Below are 16511 nucleotides of genomic sequence, written 5' to 3'. Positions count from 1 at the left end.
GCGATTGCCCCGGGGTGGCCCCTTCGGCGTTCCCGCCCGAAATCCAGTGGTGACGAGATCAGGCGATGCGGAACCGCGCCACGGAGTCACGCAGTTCTTCAGCAAGCTGCGTCAGCTGGCGCACCGACTGTGCGGTCTGGCGCGTACCCGTGGAGGTCTGCTCCGTGATATGCAGGATCTGTTCGATGTTCTGCGCAACGTCCGAAGCCAGCGTCGCTTCGTGCGACGTCGTCTGCGAAATGCTCTCAATCAGTTCGGCAAGCTGGCGCGACACGCGGCCGATCTCCACCAGTGCGGCACCGGCGTTATCGGACAGCTTCGCCCCTTCCACCACACCCGCCGTGCTGCGCTCCATGGCGTGAACCGCGTCTTGCGTGTCGGTCTGGATGGTGCGGATCAGCGCCCCGATCTGCTTGGCTGCCTCGGCAGAGCGTTCTGCCAGGCGCTGCACTTCTTCTGCCACCACCGAGAAGCCGCGGCCCGCTTCACCAGCCGATGCGGCCTGGATCGCCGCGTTCAGTGCCAGCACGTTGGTCTGCTCGGTAATGTCCGAGATCAGCTCAACGATTTCACCGATCTCCTGCGACGACTCGCCCAGGCGCTTGATCCGCTTCGAGGTTTCCTGAATCTGATCACGGATGTCGTTCATGCCCGTGATGGCGTTCTGCACGGCCTGCTGACCTTGCTCGGCAGCAGCCAGCGAGGCGCGTGCGACGTTGGCCGATTCGGCTGCGCCGCGCGAGACCTGCGTAATGCGGTCCGCCATCTCCACCACCGACTGACCGGTCTGGCGAATCTGGCGCGATTGTTCTTCCGACGCGGCCACCAGGCTTTCCGACGTGGTCTGCACCGCCGACGATGCCTGCGTCACCTGCTCGGCCGTCTGCTGCACCCGGCCGACCAGCTCGCGCAGTTCTTCCACGGTGTAGTTCACCGAGTCGGCGATGGCGCCGGTAATGTCTTCCGACACGGTGGCCTGCTTGGTCAAGTCACCGTCTGCAATGTCCTGCAGCTCGTTCATCAGACGCAGAATTGCAGCCTGGGTGGAGTCGTTGTTGCGCTTTTCCACCATCCGGCGCTCTTCAGCTTCGCGCTGACGGGCTTCTGCTTCCATCGTACGCACGCGCGAATCGCGCAGGTACAGGGCGGCCAGGCCAGCCAGGCAGACCACGGTCAGGATGGCCGACAGCACCACCGCACCGAGCGTCACCGGACGGCTGCGCACGCTGCCGGCATAGGCCGACTGCAGGTCCGACAGGTCGGCACGCAGCTTTTCGTTGTCGTTGAAGATCTGCTGCTGGGCGCGCTTGGCAGCGATCAGGCCCGGCAGGTTTTCCAGAATGATCTGCGTGGTCTTCTGCACGTTGTCGAAGCGGGTCGACAGCTCTTGCAGGTAGCCCTTCGTCTCGGCATCGGTGGCAGCCGACAGGCGCAGCGCTTCCGAGCCGTTGAGCAGGCCGTTCAGGGTTTCGCGGAAGGTGTTGGTGTCCTTACCGAGCAGGAACGCCGTTTCCGGGTTCACGCCTTCGCCGGCCAGGAACTCGTTCATGTTCTTACCCAGACGCTGCGTCAACATCACCAGCTGCGACGAGGCGGCCACTTCACGCGCCGGCGCGTTGGTCTGCAGCTTCATCGACGAGATCTGCTCGGCTTCTTCCAGCAGTTCGGGGTTCGACGCGTTGAACACGTTCAGCGTCTTACCCACCGCCACCAGCGTCTTTTCCTGCGCCAGAATGGCCTGGGCGCTCTTGTCGCTGCGCTTCCACTCTTCGATCGACTTGTCGAGCAGCGCTTCGGCATCGCCACCCGAGGCGCGTACACCGCGCTCGGAGTTGCCGTTCTTCAGCGCATCGAGGTTTTCCTGCAGACGCGCGCGGCTCTCCTTGAGCTGGGCGAATGCGTTGGTGTTACCCAGCAGCGCAACCGGCACCGCCTTGGCCAGACGCTGCGAGTGCATCAGCGTGTCACCGGCAATTTCAATCTGCACCGAACCGTTGTTGGCCTGGCGGTTATCCAGGTACACCGAGATCAGCAGGGCCAGCAGACCGACCACCAGGCCGATCGTGAACACGCGCTGCTGCGCGGCAAACGGCACGCGCTCCATCCAGCCGACCACGGCATCCATGGGCGAGCGGCCCAGTTGCGTGGGCGTGCCAGCAGGATTGTCGTCATCCGTATGGGACGCATTGTCCAACTGCGCCAACTGCACGGAAGCCGCCGACGCGCCCTCCGCTGCAACCTCCGGCGCCCCTGCCTCACCGGCACGGCGACCTGCGTTGAACCACTTGAACCCCATAGGACCCTCTTTTCTTGTCGATGCTGCCGTCCCGTTCTGTCGAGATCAGCCGCATGGATTTCCCGTCCGCGTCCGCGCCTTGTTCCATCTGGCGTGGTACGCACCTTCGGCGATGCCCGTGAATACACCTTGGCCACCTGGCGCGCCCTGTTGCACGCGCCTCGCACCGCCTCTTGCCCCTGCACACGCCGCTCCCGTTGCGGCGTGCCCAATCTTTCTTTCTCGTGTGCTCTACGGCTCTACGGCCTGATTGCCCACTCGCTTTACGTGCGGCTGCGACCGACCTGCAGGAACGCCGGATCGGCCAGCAACTGCCGCACATCCAGTTCGCGCCATTGCGTGCCCTGCGCATCGCTCCAGGCGCGTCCCAACCACGGGCGCCCCACTTCCGCCGTGGCTTCCGCAGGCTGCAGATCGCTCAGGCTGCGCAGGCCGGCCACGCGCGGCACGACAATCGCGCACGCACGCTGCGGGTCTTTGGACAGCACCACGATCTTGGCGCCGCTGCCACTGCCCGTCGGCGCTTCACCGCAGAACAGGCCGAAATCGATCACGCCGAGCAGATTGCCGCGCGCGTTCACGAGACCGAGGTACCACGGCTGTGTGAGCGGCACGCGTGCGGGCGGCTGGTAGTCCAGCACCTCGCCGGTTTCGGTCAGCGACAGCAGCCAGTGGTGCTCGCCGATCTGCACGCCCAGAAAGCCTTCCGTCGCCGACTTGGCGCGCGCCTCCTGCAGGCGGCGGGCCAGCATCGCCTGGTATTCGTGCAGGCGCTGGCGGGAGGTCAGGTTGGTGCGCTGTTCGTTCACGTCTGGCTCATGTCCGGTGCTGGGTCTTTGCTGCGCGCGGTCTCGACGTCGCGCTTCTAAACGAACTGTCGCAGCATCACTGCGCCAGCTTGGCGATCTTCTCGAGCAGCTCTTCGGCCTTCACCGGCTTGACGATGTAGTCCGATGCGCCCTGGCGCATACCCCACACGCGGTCGGTCTCCAGGCCCTTGGTCGTGCACATGATCACGGGGATGCCCTGGAAGCGCTCGTCCTTCTTGATGGCGCGGGTTGCCTGGTAGCCGTTCTGGCCCGGCATCACCACGTCCATCAGGATCAGGTCGAAGGTTTCGGCTTCGAGCTTGGTCATGGCCTGCTCGCTATCGGCAGCGACCGTCACCTTGAAACCGTTCTTGCCGAGAATCTCCGACAGGTGCAGCGCTTCGGTCGGAGAATCATCGACCACCAACACTTTCTTGATTGCCATACAAACAGTCCTTCATTAAGAGAGATGCCGTCACTGCGCGGCGGCTTGCGCCACCGGCAAATGCGTCTGGACCGCCTCCAGCAGCGCTTCCTTCGAGAACGGCTTGGCGAGATGGTCCACCGCCCCGACCGACTTGCCCCGCGCGCGGTCAAAAATTCCGTCGCGCGAAGACAGCATGATCACAGGCGTGGCATGAAACTTTGGGCTTTTCTTGATCAGCGAGCAGGTCTGGTAGCCGTCTAGATTGGGCATCAGGATGTCGCAGAACACGAGATCGGGCTTCAGGTCACCCACCTTGGCCAGTGCGTCGAAGCCGTCTTCGGCCAGCACGACCTGGCACCCGGCCTGGGTGAGGAAAATCTGCGCGGTACGGCGAATGGTGCTGGAATCGTCGATTACCAGCACTTTGCAGCCTGTCAGGGAATGCGCCAGCGGAGAGTTCGCCAGCGGTTGAGAGTCAGCCAGTTGTTCCACCCGCGCGGATTGCATCATGTTCTCGCAGTGCGCGACCACGGGTCGCCACGACATTCTGACCGGATGGATCGCGGCAAATCGCCACGCAGCGTGCCCTCCAAACGGAAAAGGCCCACGCTGGCGACGACTTCAAAACTACGCCCCCCGGCCCGCTTATGAAGTGTGAAGCTCAGAATTTGACGAAGTGTGACAAGTCACCTATTCGCCGTCAATGGCGCCGGCCGTCCGCCGGGCGCTTGTGGCATGGAAGCGACGAGCCCATTCATCGAACCGTCACTTCCTGATACTTGGCTGTCAGCAAGAGGGCAAACACTCACTTGCTGACGGGAGACAGGTCAGATCCGGATCAGATCTGCACCATTTCGAAGTCTTCCTTGCGCGCGCCGCACTCGGGGCACGTCCAGTTGATGGGCACGTCTTCCCACTTCGTGCCAGGCGCAATGCCGTCGTCCGGGGCGCCTTGTTCTTCGTCGTAGATCCAGCCGCAAATCAGGCACATCCACGTCTTGTATTCAATCTGTTGTTCCATAGGGCAAAGCTTCGGTGGGTTCCGTCTATTAAAATGGCAGGCCAGATGGTACCGAATCACGCCCGGCTGCGCCAGAACAGGCACCGGGCAGACACGGTGTTTGACCGCATCCAACCCGGATCTGCGGCAAACCACCACATAATCGCCTCGAACCGCCTTTAAACCGTGCCGCAGCGCCGCTCAGCCCGGCGCCACGCTCTCTCCGAACACCCTCCATGTCGACTCCCTCCCGCAGCGCCGCCCTGTTTGAACGTGCCCAGAAGACCATCCCCGGCGGAGTGAACTCGCCGGTACGCGCCTTCCGCTCGGTGGGCGGCACCCCGCGCTTCATTGCCAAGGCAGCCGGCCCGTACCTGTGGGACGCCGACGGCACGCGCTATATCGACTACGTCGGCTCATGGGGCCCGATGATCGTCGGACACGCGCACCCGGACGTCGTGCGTGCCGTGCAGGACGTGGCAGCCGACAGCTTCTCGTTCGGCGCGCCTACCGAGGCCGAAGTCGTCATGGCCGAGGAAATCTGCAAGCTCGTGCCGTCGATCGAGCAGGTGCGGCTCGTGTCGTCGGGCACCGAAGCGACCATGAGCGCCCTGCGACTGGCCCGCGGCTTTACCGGGCGTGACCTGATCGTCAAGTTCGAGGGCTGCTACCACGGTCACGCCGACAGCCTGCTGGTCAAGGCCGGTTCGGGCCTGCTGACGTTTGCCGATACGACGCAGAACGCGCCCTCTTCCGCCGGCGTGCCGGAAGACGTGGTCAAGCACACGATGGTGCTGCCATACAACGACGTCACCGCGCTGCGCGAGGCGTTCGCGCGCCACGGCAAGGAAATCGCCGCCGTGATCGTCGAGCCGGTGGCCGGCAACATGAACTTGGTGCGTGGCAGCAACGAATTCCATCAGGCCATGCGCGCGCTGTGTACCGAGCACGGCGCCGTGCTGATCTTTGACGAGGTGATGACGGGTTTCCGCGTGGCGCTCGGTTGCGCGCAGGCGCTGTACGGGATCAAGCCGGACCTGACGTGCCTGGGCAAGGTGATTGGCGGGGGCATGCCGGCCGCGGCGTTTGGTGGCCGCCGCGACATCATGGGATTCCTGGCGCCGCTAGGCAACGTGTACCAGGCGGGCACATTGTCGGGAAATCCGCTGGCCGTGGCGGCTGGCCTGACCACGCTGCGGCTGATTGCTGCGGAGGGTTTCCATGACAGGCTCGCTGTCCAGACACGAAAACTGGTGGATGGGCTGGCCGAAATTGCGCGCGAGGCTGGCGTGCCGTTTGCCGCTGACAGCGTGGGCGGCATGTTCGGCATCTACTTCCGCGAAGGCGTGCCGACGAGCTTTGCTGAAGTCACCAAGAGCGATGTTGGGCGCTTCAATGCGTTCTTCCATGCGATGCTGGATCAGGGCGTCTATCTGGCACCGTCCGCGTTTGAGGCGGGTTTCGTGTCCGCCACGCACGATGATGCGATTCTGGATGCGACGTTTGAGGCGGCCCGGAAGGCGTTTAAGGGTATTTGAGTTTCTTGTATTTGGGGGATGGGACTTGGCGGTGCATCCCCTGTTTCATCCCCTGCCGGGACTGAAAGGGGGATGGACCACCAACAAAAAACTCAAACCCGTCCAACCACCTCCCCTAACTCCCGCCCCAAACCCTCGGAAGCCATCATCATCGGCGCCCGCAACACATTGCGAATCAACCCCTCGGCAGCCAGCCAAGCCTTCAAAGGCCCAGGGTTCGTCTCGGCAAACAGCAACCGAATCACCGGTGCCAGCGCGTGATGCAACCGCCGCGCATCGTTCAACCGCTGCTCCTGCACCGCCCTTGCCATCTCGACAAACAGCTCCGTGCGGACATGCGCGGCAGCAATAATCGCCCCGACACCGCCGGCGCACAGCGTGCCGAACACCTGCGCATCTTCCCCGGCCAGCACCTGCAACCGCCCGTCGGCGATCAGGCGCTGCGTCTTGTCCGCGTCGCCGCCGCAATCCTTGATGCCGTGGATGTTGGGATGCGCCGCCAGCGCGAGCAGCGTTTCGGTGTCGATGTTTGCGCCGGTGCGATACGGAATGTCGTACAAGAGCACCGGCACAGGCGAGGCGTCGGCCAGTGCGGTGAAGTATTCGATGATCCCGTCCTGCGATGGCCGAATGTAGGAAGGCGCGGGAATCAGGAACGCTGCCGGCCGATGCTCAGCGAGGCGCAGCATCCGCTCGCGCACCGATGCGAGAGCGCTGCCCGAGACACCCATCACTACGGGTAAGCCGTCGGCGGCGGCACGTACCGTATCGAGCACGTCGGCCTGTTCCTGATCGGTCAGCGCAGCGGCTTCACCGGTACTGCCACACGCCACGAAACCCGCGACGCCCAGCTCGCGATACCGCACCACTAATGTATACAGGGCGCCGTGGTCCACCGACCGTGCCGCGTCATCGGCAAACGGCGTCACGATGGGCACCCAGATGCCCGCATAAGACGGACGCTCGCGGGTGTACAGATTGATGGATGAATTTTCAAGCACGACAACACTCCTGGACGAATCAACGACCGGTCAAAGAACCGTCAGAAGCGCTTCGGGAATGCGGCCCCGCGAGATGCGGGTGAGAGGCAACCGTGTCTAACGTATCGGTCAACCGCTGTTCCGTCGCCCATCTGACGGAACAGCGCTCCGGTCAGACGAGCGGCTGTTTGGTGGCTTTTTTGGCGCGCGCGAGCGTCGACACGACCGACAGGCTGAAGGCCGGTGCCGTGCTGATCGACGAGGAACGGGAAATCACGCGCATGGAAATTGTCAAAAAAGTCTCCATACCGTACTGATGTGTGACTGGAGCGTCAAGCGCATAAGCTACAGTGCGCTGAAACGTCATGTAACGACGTCGGTCTCATGCCACATTCTTTTCGGATTCAAGATCTAGAGGATTTCATGACCCCTGCCCTGACCTTCCGCTCGACGCGTTTTTCGGTGCTGCGCTGGCTGACGCTGTCGTTGGCCGTGCTGGTTGCGCCATTCCTGTCTGCGTGCGGCTATAACGATTTCCAGGCGAAGGATGAGGCCACCAAGGCTGCCTGGGCCGAGGTGGTCAACCAGTACCAGCGCCGTGCGGACCTGATTCCCAACCTGGTGAATACGGTCAAGGGCTATGCGTCCCACGAAAAGGACACGCTCGAAGCCGTAACCAAGGCGCGCGCGGCAGCCACCAGCTTCCAGATCACGCCGGAGGTCCTGAACGACCCGGCGGCGTTCCAGAAATTCCAGCAGGTGCAGGGCGAGCTTTCGAGCGCGCTGTCGCGCCTGATGGCCGTGTCGGAGAACTACCCTCAACTCAAGGCTGACCAGTCGTTCCGTGATCTGCAATCGCAACTGGAAGGCACCGAGAACCGCATCACCGTGGCGCGTCAGCGCTACATCAAATCGGTGCAGGACTACAACGTGCTGACCCGTAGCTTCCCGACCAACCTGACGGCCAAGGTGATGGGCTACCAGGTCAAGCCGAACTTCACGGTCGAGAACGAAAAGGGGATTTCCACCGCCCCGGCAGTGAAGTTCTGACGAGCTGACGATCATGTCGATGCGCGCGCGTGCCTGCTTCACCTTCCTGCTGACTGCGGCCCTGTGGCTGGCCGCCGCGTTGCCTGCGCGCGCGCAAAGCGACATGGTGGCCGTGCCGCCGCTGGCCGCGCGCGTGACCGACCTGACCGGCACGCTCAGCGCCGAACAGAAGAGCGCGCTCGAGCAGGTGCTGGCCGATTACGAACAGCAGCGCGGCAGCCAGATCTTCGTGCTGATGGTGCCGTCTACCGCGCCGGAACCCATCGAGGCGTACGGCATCCGCGTGGCCGATGCGTGGAAGGCCGGCCGCAAGGGCGTGGACGACGGCGCGATCATCCTCATCGCCAAGGACAACCCGGCATCGCTGCGCAAGATGCGCATCGAGGTGGGGCGCGGGCTGGAAGGTGCGCTGACCGACGCGCAATCCAAGCATGTCCTGCAGGACGTGATGGCGCCGCACTTCCGCCAGGGCGATTTCTACGGCGGGCTGTCGGCAGGTATCTCGGCCATCCAGACCGTCATTGCACAAGAGAGCCTGCCGCCTGCCGAGCGGGCGAAGCGTCAGCAATCCGGCGGCGGCATCGGCGATTGGCTGCCGGTGCTGTTTCCGCTGGCGATCATCGTGTTCTTCGTGCTCAGCGCGGCCATGCGCTCGGGCGGGCGCGTCACGGGCAGCCTGCCCGGCCGGCCCGGCTCGCGCGTGGTGATGGGCAATCGCGGCTGGGGCCCGGGCACCATTGGCGGCTTAGGCGGTGGATTGGGCGGCGGCTGGGGACGCGGCGGCGGTGATTTCGGTGGCGGCGGCGGTGGAGGCGGCGGTTTTAGCGGCGGGGGTGGTGGTGATTTCGGTGGCGGTGGTGCCTCCGGCAACTGGTAACCGGTGAACGTATCCATGGCTTCCACGACCCGACATCACCACGGCGCGCGCCGTGCCCTGACCCATCTGCTGACAACCTCGTCGCATGCAAGGCGGGCGTTTCCGCCGGCGGATCTGCAAAAGCTTGAAGCCGCCGTGCGCGAAGGCGAACAACACCATCGCGGCGAAGTGCGCGTCGTCATCGAGAGCTCGTTGCCCGTGCGCGACGCCTGGGCCGGGATGTCGCCGCGGCACCGTGCCCGGACGTTGTTCGGGCTGCTGGAGGTGTGGAACACGCGCGAGCACGTGGGCGTGCTGCTCTACATCAACCTGGCCGACCACGCGGTCGAGATCCTGGCCGACCACGGTATCGCCGCCAAGGTGGACGCACACGCGTGGCGCGCCATCTGCGAGACCATCACGCGTGGCTTTGCGCAGCGCGTGACCATGGCGCCGGTGCTCGACGCGCTGGCGCAGATCAACGACCTCCTCGCCGCGCACGTGCCTTCCGATGGCACGCCGCGCACCAATGAGCTGAGCGACCGGCCGGTCGTGCTGTAACGGCGCAACGCTTCATTTATTTTTCCCCCTGCCGTGCTGGGCCATGTTTCAGAACTGAAACGGTTTCGACGCGCCCGGCCGCGCCACCCCTGTCAGCCACGCGCCTAATCCTTCCATACGAGGGGCTGGCTACGCGCGCATCGGGCGTCGAGATCAGGCCCAGCTTCCGCCGTAGGCCACCTCTCCGATAAAGCGGTCCTCTCTTCCTGCAAGACCCCGCCCGAGACACCTTGCGGCCACATCGAGCCGGACGACTGCACCGCATCGCATCTTGTCCTGGCAAGCGCCCCAATGTTTCAGCAATGCACGCATTGGCGCGGGTGGCACGGATGCGGGCTTACCCGCGGCTTTTTGCAGCGCACAACGCGCATCCGTCACTTTCACGTTTGGCATTTGCGCAAAGCCCATGTGCGTCATCGTTTGCTGTCTTGCATGCGGCACAAATTCCGCGTGACGCCGGGGAAACAAGCGCCGGCCTTTTGCCTGGGCTAGACGCTCACCTGCCTGCTCAACCATTGAAAATCAAGGACTTAGCAGCAATGGCACGGTCGTCGCTCTTATGTTTCGCACAACATAGCGGCGGACCGTTCCGGAAACTCCAGACCAAGCTTCAGAGAGATCAACGTGAAAACCAAGACTGCAGGAAGCAAGCGCAAGAGCATCGGAGCTGCCGGCATTGAGTACGCGTTGCTGCTGACGTTCGTCGCTTTGGCAATGGCCGGATTTCGTCTGAGCGTCAAAACGTCCACCGGCGCGATCTGGAACAACACGTCGACGGGGTTGTCGTCGATGGCCAGCTCGCGTCAATCCGGAGGTGGCGGCAGCGATGACGGCAACGGCAACGGCAACAACGGAAACGGAAACGGAAACGGAAACGGCCATGGTCACCACGGTGACTGAAGCGGGCAAGCGGCGCGCCTCAAAGCACCTCATGTGGTGACGGACCGACGCGCCGGTCGCGACAACAAGAACACGGCACCCAATTTGGTGTCTTGGGGAAGTTCAGAACAGGGCCAGTGCCATTGAACACAGGCCCATTGCGAAGCGCACCGGCACGGTAGCCGGACGATCGCAGGTAGTGGTTTTTGCAGTATGCCCGGGCGCGAACCGGTTCCTGAAGGTCATACCGGCCGATTCGCGACACCCATGGCGCAACCGTCGCACCAGCGGCGATGCGCACGGCGAGGCAGCGCGGGTGGCTTGCCACACGCGTCGCCCCTGGGCAGCGGTGAAGTCGGGGGAGCCTCGTCTATCGCGTAGTGAACTGGAACGTGCCGGTCCTGGCTGGCATGGCGCCGGCACTCGCTCGCGAAATCCCGAACCCCCTCGATCCGACCCTGGCCGGCTTGCCTGGCCAAAACGCGCCCGATCTTCAGCGGTGCGCTCTTCCTTGAACCGTGACCAAAGGAGTTGGACATGAAAGCCATGATCAAGCGTTTCGTGCGCGAAGAAGACGGTGCAGCCGGCGTGGAATACGCACTGCTGCTGGCATTTGTGGCACTGGTGATGGTGGCCTCTGGCCCCACCGTCAAGGCTGCCGTCGGCAGCATCTGGAGCACCATCGCGACCCAGCTGTCGACGGCCGCCGCCTGAGTAGTGTTTGTGTGCCCAGGTCAGGTCCGGAGAACTCGGACCTGATCCGGCCGAATCGATCCTGGCCGACAGCGCCAACGGCGTCGCACGGACAGGAAACAAGACAGTGCCCCCGGGGGACCGGTGCCATGACCACTTCGACTCACCTCAGCCTAGCCAATCTCGCCCTGATTCTGCTGGTGCTTACGGCCGCCGCGTACGACGTGCGCACCCGCCGCATCCCGAACTGGCTGGTGGGCATGGGTCTGGTCAGCGCGCTCGTAGCACAGGGCATGGCAATCGGCGTGGGCGCAGGTTGTCTAGCTTGGCTTGGCGGCGCCGCTGTTGGCATTGGCTTGTGCTTCGGGTTCTTTGTGCTCGGTGGCATGGGCGCGGGCGACGTGAAACTGATGGGCGCGATCGGCGCGTTCATGGGGCCGTTCGGTGCCTTTCATGTGGCCTTGGTGAGTTTTCTTGCGGGCGGTGTACTGGCGCTCGTCATGGTGCTGCTGCGCCGGGAGGCACGCCGCTCGGCGGCGGGGGTCTCGGCGCTATTGCTGTCAATCCCGTTCGGCAGCAAGGCCGTGCATGCAGAAGGGCAAGGTCCGAAGCACGGTGGAACGATCCAGTTGCCTTATGCGGTGGCGTTTGCCGCAGGCACGTTGCTGGTGAAGTGGGGAGCGATGTAGTCGAGGGGAGGAACTCTGGCGCGTGCCCAAGCGCTGCAAGAACAGCTGACGACCACCGGTCAGGCACGACCGGTCAACAACGTCCCAGGCACGCATCAGATACCACGGCATTCAAGGGCCGCGCAACAGCGGCCCACGCGGGGGAAGTGAAATGCGTCAATGCAGTCGAACGATTGGGCAAGCCAGGACCAGTGCGGCGCCCCATCGCCATGCGGACGGTCCGCGTCCGTCCTGGCATCCGCCCCCTTCGCCCGAGCACCGCGCAAACGACCGGCGTCTTGGCCGGCCGTGCTTACCCCCCGCCTGCCTGCGAACCAAGTGGCGGTGGGATTGAACACTGACAGAAGGGGTTGGGAAATGAAAAACCTGCGCATCCTTTCCATGCTGCTCATTGCCACGATTGCCGCGCTTGCGGCGGTGGCCTTCGCGTCGCGCTGGCTGACGCAGCAAAGCGGCAGCGGCATCACCAAGATCGCGGTCGCGGCGACGGACATCGATCTGGGCCAGCGCCTGTCGCCCGAGGCCATCAAGCTGGTCGATTGGCCAGCCTCCAGCCTGCCCCCGGGGGCGATCAACGACCCGCACGCGCTGGATGGCCGCGTTGTGCGCGCCAGCCTCACGCGCGGCGAGCCGGTGCTCGACTCCAAGCTGACGCCGGTCGGGACAGCAGGCGGTCTGTCAGCCGTGATCGCCGAAGGCAAGCGCGCGATCACCGTACGGGTCAATGACGTGGTGGGCGTGGCGGGCTTCGCATTGCCGGGCAGCTACGTCGACATCATCGTCAACACGCAGCAGGACTCCAGGGAAGCCAAGCCTGGCGCCGATCGCAATGACCAGTCGATCTCGAAGATCGTGCTGGAAAAGATTCTCGTGCTGGCTGTGGCCCAGGAGGTCAACCGCGACGACACCAAGCCCAAGGTCGTCAATGCCGTCACGCTGGAAGTCACGCCGGAGCAGGCCGAGAAGATCGATCTGGCACGCAGCGTCGGCAATCTCTCGCTGGTATTGCGCAACCAAGTGGACTCGCAGCATGACGTCACTGCCGGCGCCACCAAGAGCACGCTCCTCAAAGAGCCCGTCGTGAGCACGGCCGTGGCGGTGCCAGTGGTGAAGACGGTGCAGATCGTGCATCGCGTGGCCGAGCGTCGGTCCGCAGGCAACTGCGTGGGCGTGATCAACGGCGTGCAGCACAGCCAAGAGTGCTTCTGAGCATCGGCAGGCATCGCGCGAAGAAAAGAAGAAACAGACGAGAGGCTCCGCGAAGAGAGTCCTGAGTCCGACGGGGCACCGGCCCTGTCATGCAGAACAACCAATCTGGGGGATCGTCATGGACCGACTCGTTCATCGCAGCGCCAAGCGCTGCATCGGACCGTACCTGACACGCAAGGCGTTTGCGGCGGCCGCGCTGGGGGTGCTGTGCGTGGGTATGGCGCATGGCCAGGTGGGCGTCGAGAGCGCCATCCTGACCAACAATGCGGCAGCACCGGGCAAGCCGCTGAAGATGGCGGCCAACGGCCCAATCCAGCTCACGATTGGCAGCCCCGCCTCCGCTGAAGCCAACCGCGACTCGGCCGGCAAGGGCCCAAACTGCACGGGCCCCATGCGTTCGCACAGCGAGGTCACGGTGCCGGTCGGCAAATCGACGATGGTGCAACTGCCCGAGCCCGTGCGAAGCCGTACCGTCGGCAATCCGAACGTCGTGCAGGCGATGCTCGTCTCTCCGCAGACGCTGTACGTGCTGGGGCTGGAAGTGGGCTCCACCAACATGATCGTGCAGGGCCGCAGCGGGTCGTGCAGCGTGGTGGACGTGGCCGTCGGTGCCGACCCAGGCGGTCTGCAATCCACGCTGCGCAAGTTGATGCCCGAAGCCCGGAATGTGCAGGTGTCGGCCGCCGCCGATAGCCTGGTCCTCGGCGGCTCTGTCAGCGATTCCGTCCAGGCGCAAAAGGTGGTCGACATTGCCAACGCCTTTGTCATGCGCCGCACGCGCGGCCCCAACGAGGGCGATCAGAACGCGACCGGCCAGGGTGGCCAGCAGCTCCACACCGCCGGCCCCGGAGCACCGCTGCGCAGCCCGCGCATCATCAACATGATGACGGTCGAAGCACCCCAGCAGGTCATGCTGGAAGTGAAGGTGGCCGAGGTGTCCAAGACGCTGATTGACCAGATGGGCGCCGCGTTCAACGCGAACGGTGCGTTCGGTAGCTGGTCTTTCGGGGCCATCGCCAACTTCCTCTCGGGCTCGAGCGACATCGTCAACTTCAGCAAGGCCAACCACTTGCCGCTCAAGTTCGCGCTCGATGCGCAAAAGGGCGATGGCTTGGTGAAGGTGCTGGCCGAACCGAGCCTGATGGCCATCAGCGGGCAAGAGGCCAGCTTCCTGGCGGGCGGTAAGGTGTTCATCCCGGTGGCGCAGGGCGCTGCCGCCAACGGCGTGGCCACGATCGTTCTGCAGGAAGAAACCTTCGGTGTGGGCCTGCGCTTCACCCCCACGGTCATGGAGAACGGACGCATCAACCTGAAGGTGTCGCCCGAGGTGTCGGAACTGTCGCCCACAGGTGTGGCTGTCACCGCGCCCAACAGCAACAACACGTCGATCCTGCCGCTCATCACCACACGCCGCGCGTCGACCACGCTACAGGTGCATGACGGCCAGAGCTTCGCCATTGGCGGCCTCATCAAGAACAACATCACGGGCAGCCTGAAAGCACTCCCGGGCATTGGCGAGCTGCCGATCATCGGTTCATTGGCACGCAGCACCAGCTTCCAGCAAGACCAGACCGAGCTGTTGTTCGTGGTCACACCGCGGCTGGTCAAGCCGCTGCCGGCTCAGTATCCGCTTCCGACCGACAGCTTCGGAACGATCAACCGCGGCGAGCTGTACCTCAACGGCAACATGGAGGGCCACGTCCAGGCACCCGCCAGCCAGCCAACCGCAGTTGCAGCCCCCGCCGCCAACCCGGAAAAGGCCGCCGCAGAGCCCGCTGCAGCGCCAGGACCGTCCGCCCAAGCTCCGACGCCTACCAACGTACCTGCGGCGCCGGCGGCTCCTGTTACTCCGGTCGCCCCCGCCGCCAGTACCGCGCCCCGCGATACACGGCGCTTTGTAGCGACTGGCGAGCAATCCACCGGCAACTGAGCCCATCGCCAGCAATCGTCAAGGAGAAAACCATGAACACCATTTCGATGCTCGCGCGTGTCGGACTCTGCAGCGGACTGGCTCTCGCCCTGGCCGGCTGCATGAGCTCGACGCCGGTCTACGACAAGCACTTCGGCGAGGCCGTACATACGGTACGCGTCATGCAGACGCTGAACCCGAATGCTTCGATGAACAGCGACCCGGTAAGCGGTGTCGACGGACGCGCTGCTACGTCCGCCATGGACCGCTACAACACTCAATACCGTGCGCCGCAGTCGGACGCCAGCGCGTTCACCGTGGGCGTCAGTTCGGGCAATAGCCTGGACTCCATGGGCAAGTGACCTAACCTGTGGCGCACCAGGCTGCTGCCGCGCCACGCAAGGCTTACAGGAGCAAGGCAATGGCCAAGATCGCCCTCGTATCCGCCGACGAATCGCACCTGCAGCACCTGGCCGGGTTGATTACACAGGCCGCGAACCATGTCGTGCAACGCACGCGCGCCACGCCGTCTCAGGCACTGACTCGGCCTGACCTCGGGCAAGGCAATGACCTGTTGATCCTGGAAGCCAGCCGCTTCAGCAGCGACGACCTCCAGCAACTGCGCCGCCTGTCCAGCGAGCACCCCGAGACACTATGCATGCTCCTGACCGAAGCACCGTCCGCAGACCTGCTGATGCGTGCCATGCGTGCCGGCGTGCAATGCGTGCTGCCGTGGCCGCCTGAAGCGCAGGAGTTTCGCGACGAAGTGCAGCGTTGCACCAGCCACGCACTCTCCAGCTCGCACAATGACGGGCAGGTGGTGTCGTTCCTTTCGTGCCGAGGCGGCAGTGGCACGACATTCATCGCAGCCAACTTCGCCCACGTGCTCAGCGCCCGCCACGGCAAGCGTGTGCTGCTGATCGATCTCTGTCAGCAATACGGCGACGCCGCGTTCCTGCTCACCGATCAATCGCCCCCCGCCACGCTGGCCAATGTGTGCAATCAGATTGATCGGCTCGACGCAGCCCTGCTCGACGCTTGTCTCACCCACGTGTCGCAAGACTTTGATGTGCTGGCCGGCGCCGGAGACCCGATCAAGAGCGGCGAGATCAAGGCAACGCACCTCGAGCGCATCCTCGCTCTAGCCGCGTCAATGTATGACGTGGTGGTCTTCGATGTTGGGCAGGACATCAATCCGGCCTCCATCGTCGTGCTCGATCACAGCAACGTGATCTACCCCGTGTTGCATCTCAGCCTCCCCTATCTGCGCGCTGGCCGAAAACTGATGGAGATCTGCCATTCGTTGGGCTATCGCGCAGAACGGCTGCGGCTGGTCATCAATCAGTACGACAAGCACATGCCCATCAGCCAAAACATGATGGAGAGCGCCTTTGGCATGCCGGTAGCGCACATTCTGCCGTACGACCCGGGGCCTGTGCGTGACGCGACCACGCAAGGCATGCCGGTGCTGCAGCTGGCCGAGAACAGCCCGATCGCCCGCGCGCTGGCAGACATGGCGCGGCAACTGTTTCCGGGCTCACAGCACCGGCGCGACGGGCTGTTGCGCAAGCTCTTCCGCCACGCAAGCCAGGTGCCGGCCCCCGTTCGCGCTTAG

At 64.2% G+C, this 16511-nt stretch carries 18 protein-coding genes; 12 read left to right on the top strand and 6 right to left on the bottom strand.

Annotation, left to right across the window (positions count from 1 at the left end; genetic code table 11):
* Positions 1-58: 58 nt before the first annotated feature.
* The 5 genes from RP6297_RS03035 to RP6297_RS03015 all read right to left on the bottom strand — a co-directional run bounded on the left by RP6297_RS03035 (position 59) and on the right by RP6297_RS03015 (position 4553).
* Positions 59-2296, bottom strand: coding sequence for a methyl-accepting chemotaxis protein (locus tag RP6297_RS03035; RefSeq protein ID WP_009238902.1), 2238 nt, complete (start codon positions 2294-2296; stop codon positions 59-61).
* A 263-nt stretch (positions 2297-2559) separates the two neighbouring features.
* Positions 2560-3105, bottom strand: coding sequence for a chemotaxis protein CheW (locus tag RP6297_RS03030; protein ID WP_009238903.1), 546 nt, complete (start codon positions 3103-3105; stop codon positions 2560-2562).
* A gap of 76 nt (positions 3106-3181) precedes the next feature.
* Positions 3182-3550, bottom strand: coding sequence for a response regulator (locus RP6297_RS03025; protein ID WP_004629647.1), 369 nt, complete (start codon positions 3548-3550; stop codon positions 3182-3184).
* Between the two features lie 30 nt (positions 3551-3580).
* Entirely contained in the window at positions 3581-4078 is a 498-nt protein-coding gene (locus RP6297_RS03020; RefSeq protein WP_009238904.1) for a response regulator, read from the bottom strand.
* Positions 4079-4370: 292 nt separating this feature from the next.
* Positions 4371-4553: a rubredoxin gene (locus RP6297_RS03015; RefSeq protein ID WP_003261842.1), complete on the bottom strand. Its 183-nt coding sequence runs from the start codon at positions 4551-4553 to the stop codon at positions 4371-4373.
* Between the two features lie 215 nt (positions 4554-4768).
* On the opposite strand from RP6297_RS03015, the gene hemL reads away from it, so the two are divergent.
* On the top strand, positions 4769-6070 hold the full coding sequence (gene hemL / locus RP6297_RS03010; protein ID WP_009238905.1) for a glutamate-1-semialdehyde 2,1-aminomutase: 1302 nt from the start codon (positions 4769-4771) through the stop codon (positions 6068-6070).
* 92 nt (positions 6071-6162) lie between these two features.
* Here hemL and dapA read toward each other — a convergent pair whose 3' ends face one another.
* Positions 6163-7071: a 4-hydroxy-tetrahydrodipicolinate synthase gene (dapA, locus tag RP6297_RS03005; RefSeq protein WP_009238906.1), complete on the bottom strand. Its 909-nt coding sequence runs from the start codon at positions 7069-7071 to the stop codon at positions 6163-6165.
* A 92-nt stretch (positions 7072-7163) separates the two neighbouring features.
* On the opposite strand from dapA, the gene RP6297_RS03000 reads away from it, so the two are divergent.
* The 11 genes from RP6297_RS03000 to RP6297_RS02950 all read left to right on the top strand — a co-directional run bounded on the left by RP6297_RS03000 (position 7164) and on the right by RP6297_RS02950 (position 16511).
* Positions 7164-7367 (top strand): hypothetical protein, encoded by a 204-nt coding sequence (locus RP6297_RS03000; protein ID WP_009238907.1) that lies wholly within the window; start codon positions 7164-7166, stop codon positions 7365-7367.
* A 106-nt stretch (positions 7368-7473) separates the two neighbouring features.
* Positions 7474-8100, top strand: coding sequence for a LemA family protein (locus tag RP6297_RS02995; protein WP_009238908.1), 627 nt, complete (start codon positions 7474-7476; stop codon positions 8098-8100).
* A 13-nt stretch (positions 8101-8113) separates the two neighbouring features.
* The gene (locus RP6297_RS02990; protein ID WP_009238909.1) at positions 8114-8977 is read left to right on the top strand and encodes a TPM domain-containing protein; all 864 of its coding nucleotides are present in this window, start codon (positions 8114-8116) and stop codon (positions 8975-8977) included.
* Between the two features lie 15 nt (positions 8978-8992).
* Positions 8993-9517 (top strand): TPM domain-containing protein, encoded by a 525-nt coding sequence (locus tag RP6297_RS02985; RefSeq protein WP_009238910.1) that lies wholly within the window; start codon positions 8993-8995, stop codon positions 9515-9517.
* Positions 9518-10141: 624 nt separating this feature from the next.
* Positions 10142-10417, top strand: a complete 276-nt coding sequence (locus RP6297_RS02980; protein ID WP_009277287.1) for a pilus assembly protein — start codon at positions 10142-10144, stop codon at positions 10415-10417.
* 516 nt (positions 10418-10933) lie between these two features.
* On the top strand, positions 10934-11110 hold the full coding sequence (locus RP6297_RS02975) for a Flp family type IVb pilin (protein WP_009238912.1): 177 nt from the start codon (positions 10934-10936) through the stop codon (positions 11108-11110).
* Between the two features lie 128 nt (positions 11111-11238).
* Positions 11239-11778 (top strand): A24 family peptidase, encoded by a 540-nt coding sequence (locus RP6297_RS02970; protein WP_009238913.1) that lies wholly within the window; start codon positions 11239-11241, stop codon positions 11776-11778.
* A gap of 357 nt (positions 11779-12135) precedes the next feature.
* Complete coding sequence (gene cpaB / locus RP6297_RS02965) at positions 12136-12987, top strand: Flp pilus assembly protein CpaB (RefSeq protein ID WP_009238914.1); 852 nt, start codon at positions 12136-12138, stop codon at positions 12985-12987.
* A gap of 118 nt (positions 12988-13105) precedes the next feature.
* Complete coding sequence (locus tag RP6297_RS02960; protein ID WP_009238915.1) at positions 13106-14917, top strand: type II and III secretion system protein family protein; 1812 nt, start codon at positions 13106-13108, stop codon at positions 14915-14917.
* A gap of 32 nt (positions 14918-14949) precedes the next feature.
* Complete coding sequence (locus RP6297_RS02955; protein ID WP_009238916.1) at positions 14950-15258, top strand: hypothetical protein; 309 nt, start codon at positions 14950-14952, stop codon at positions 15256-15258.
* A gap of 59 nt (positions 15259-15317) precedes the next feature.
* On the top strand, positions 15318-16511 hold the full coding sequence (locus RP6297_RS02950; protein ID WP_009238917.1) for an AAA family ATPase: 1194 nt from the start codon (positions 15318-15320) through the stop codon (positions 16509-16511).

The organism is Ralstonia pickettii, from assembly GCF_016466415.2.
Lineage (GTDB): Bacteria > Pseudomonadota > Gammaproteobacteria > Burkholderiales > Burkholderiaceae > Ralstonia > Ralstonia pickettii.
The sequence above is the reverse complement of the archived record's forward strand: the minus strand, read 5'-3'. Positions and strand labels throughout refer to the sequence as shown.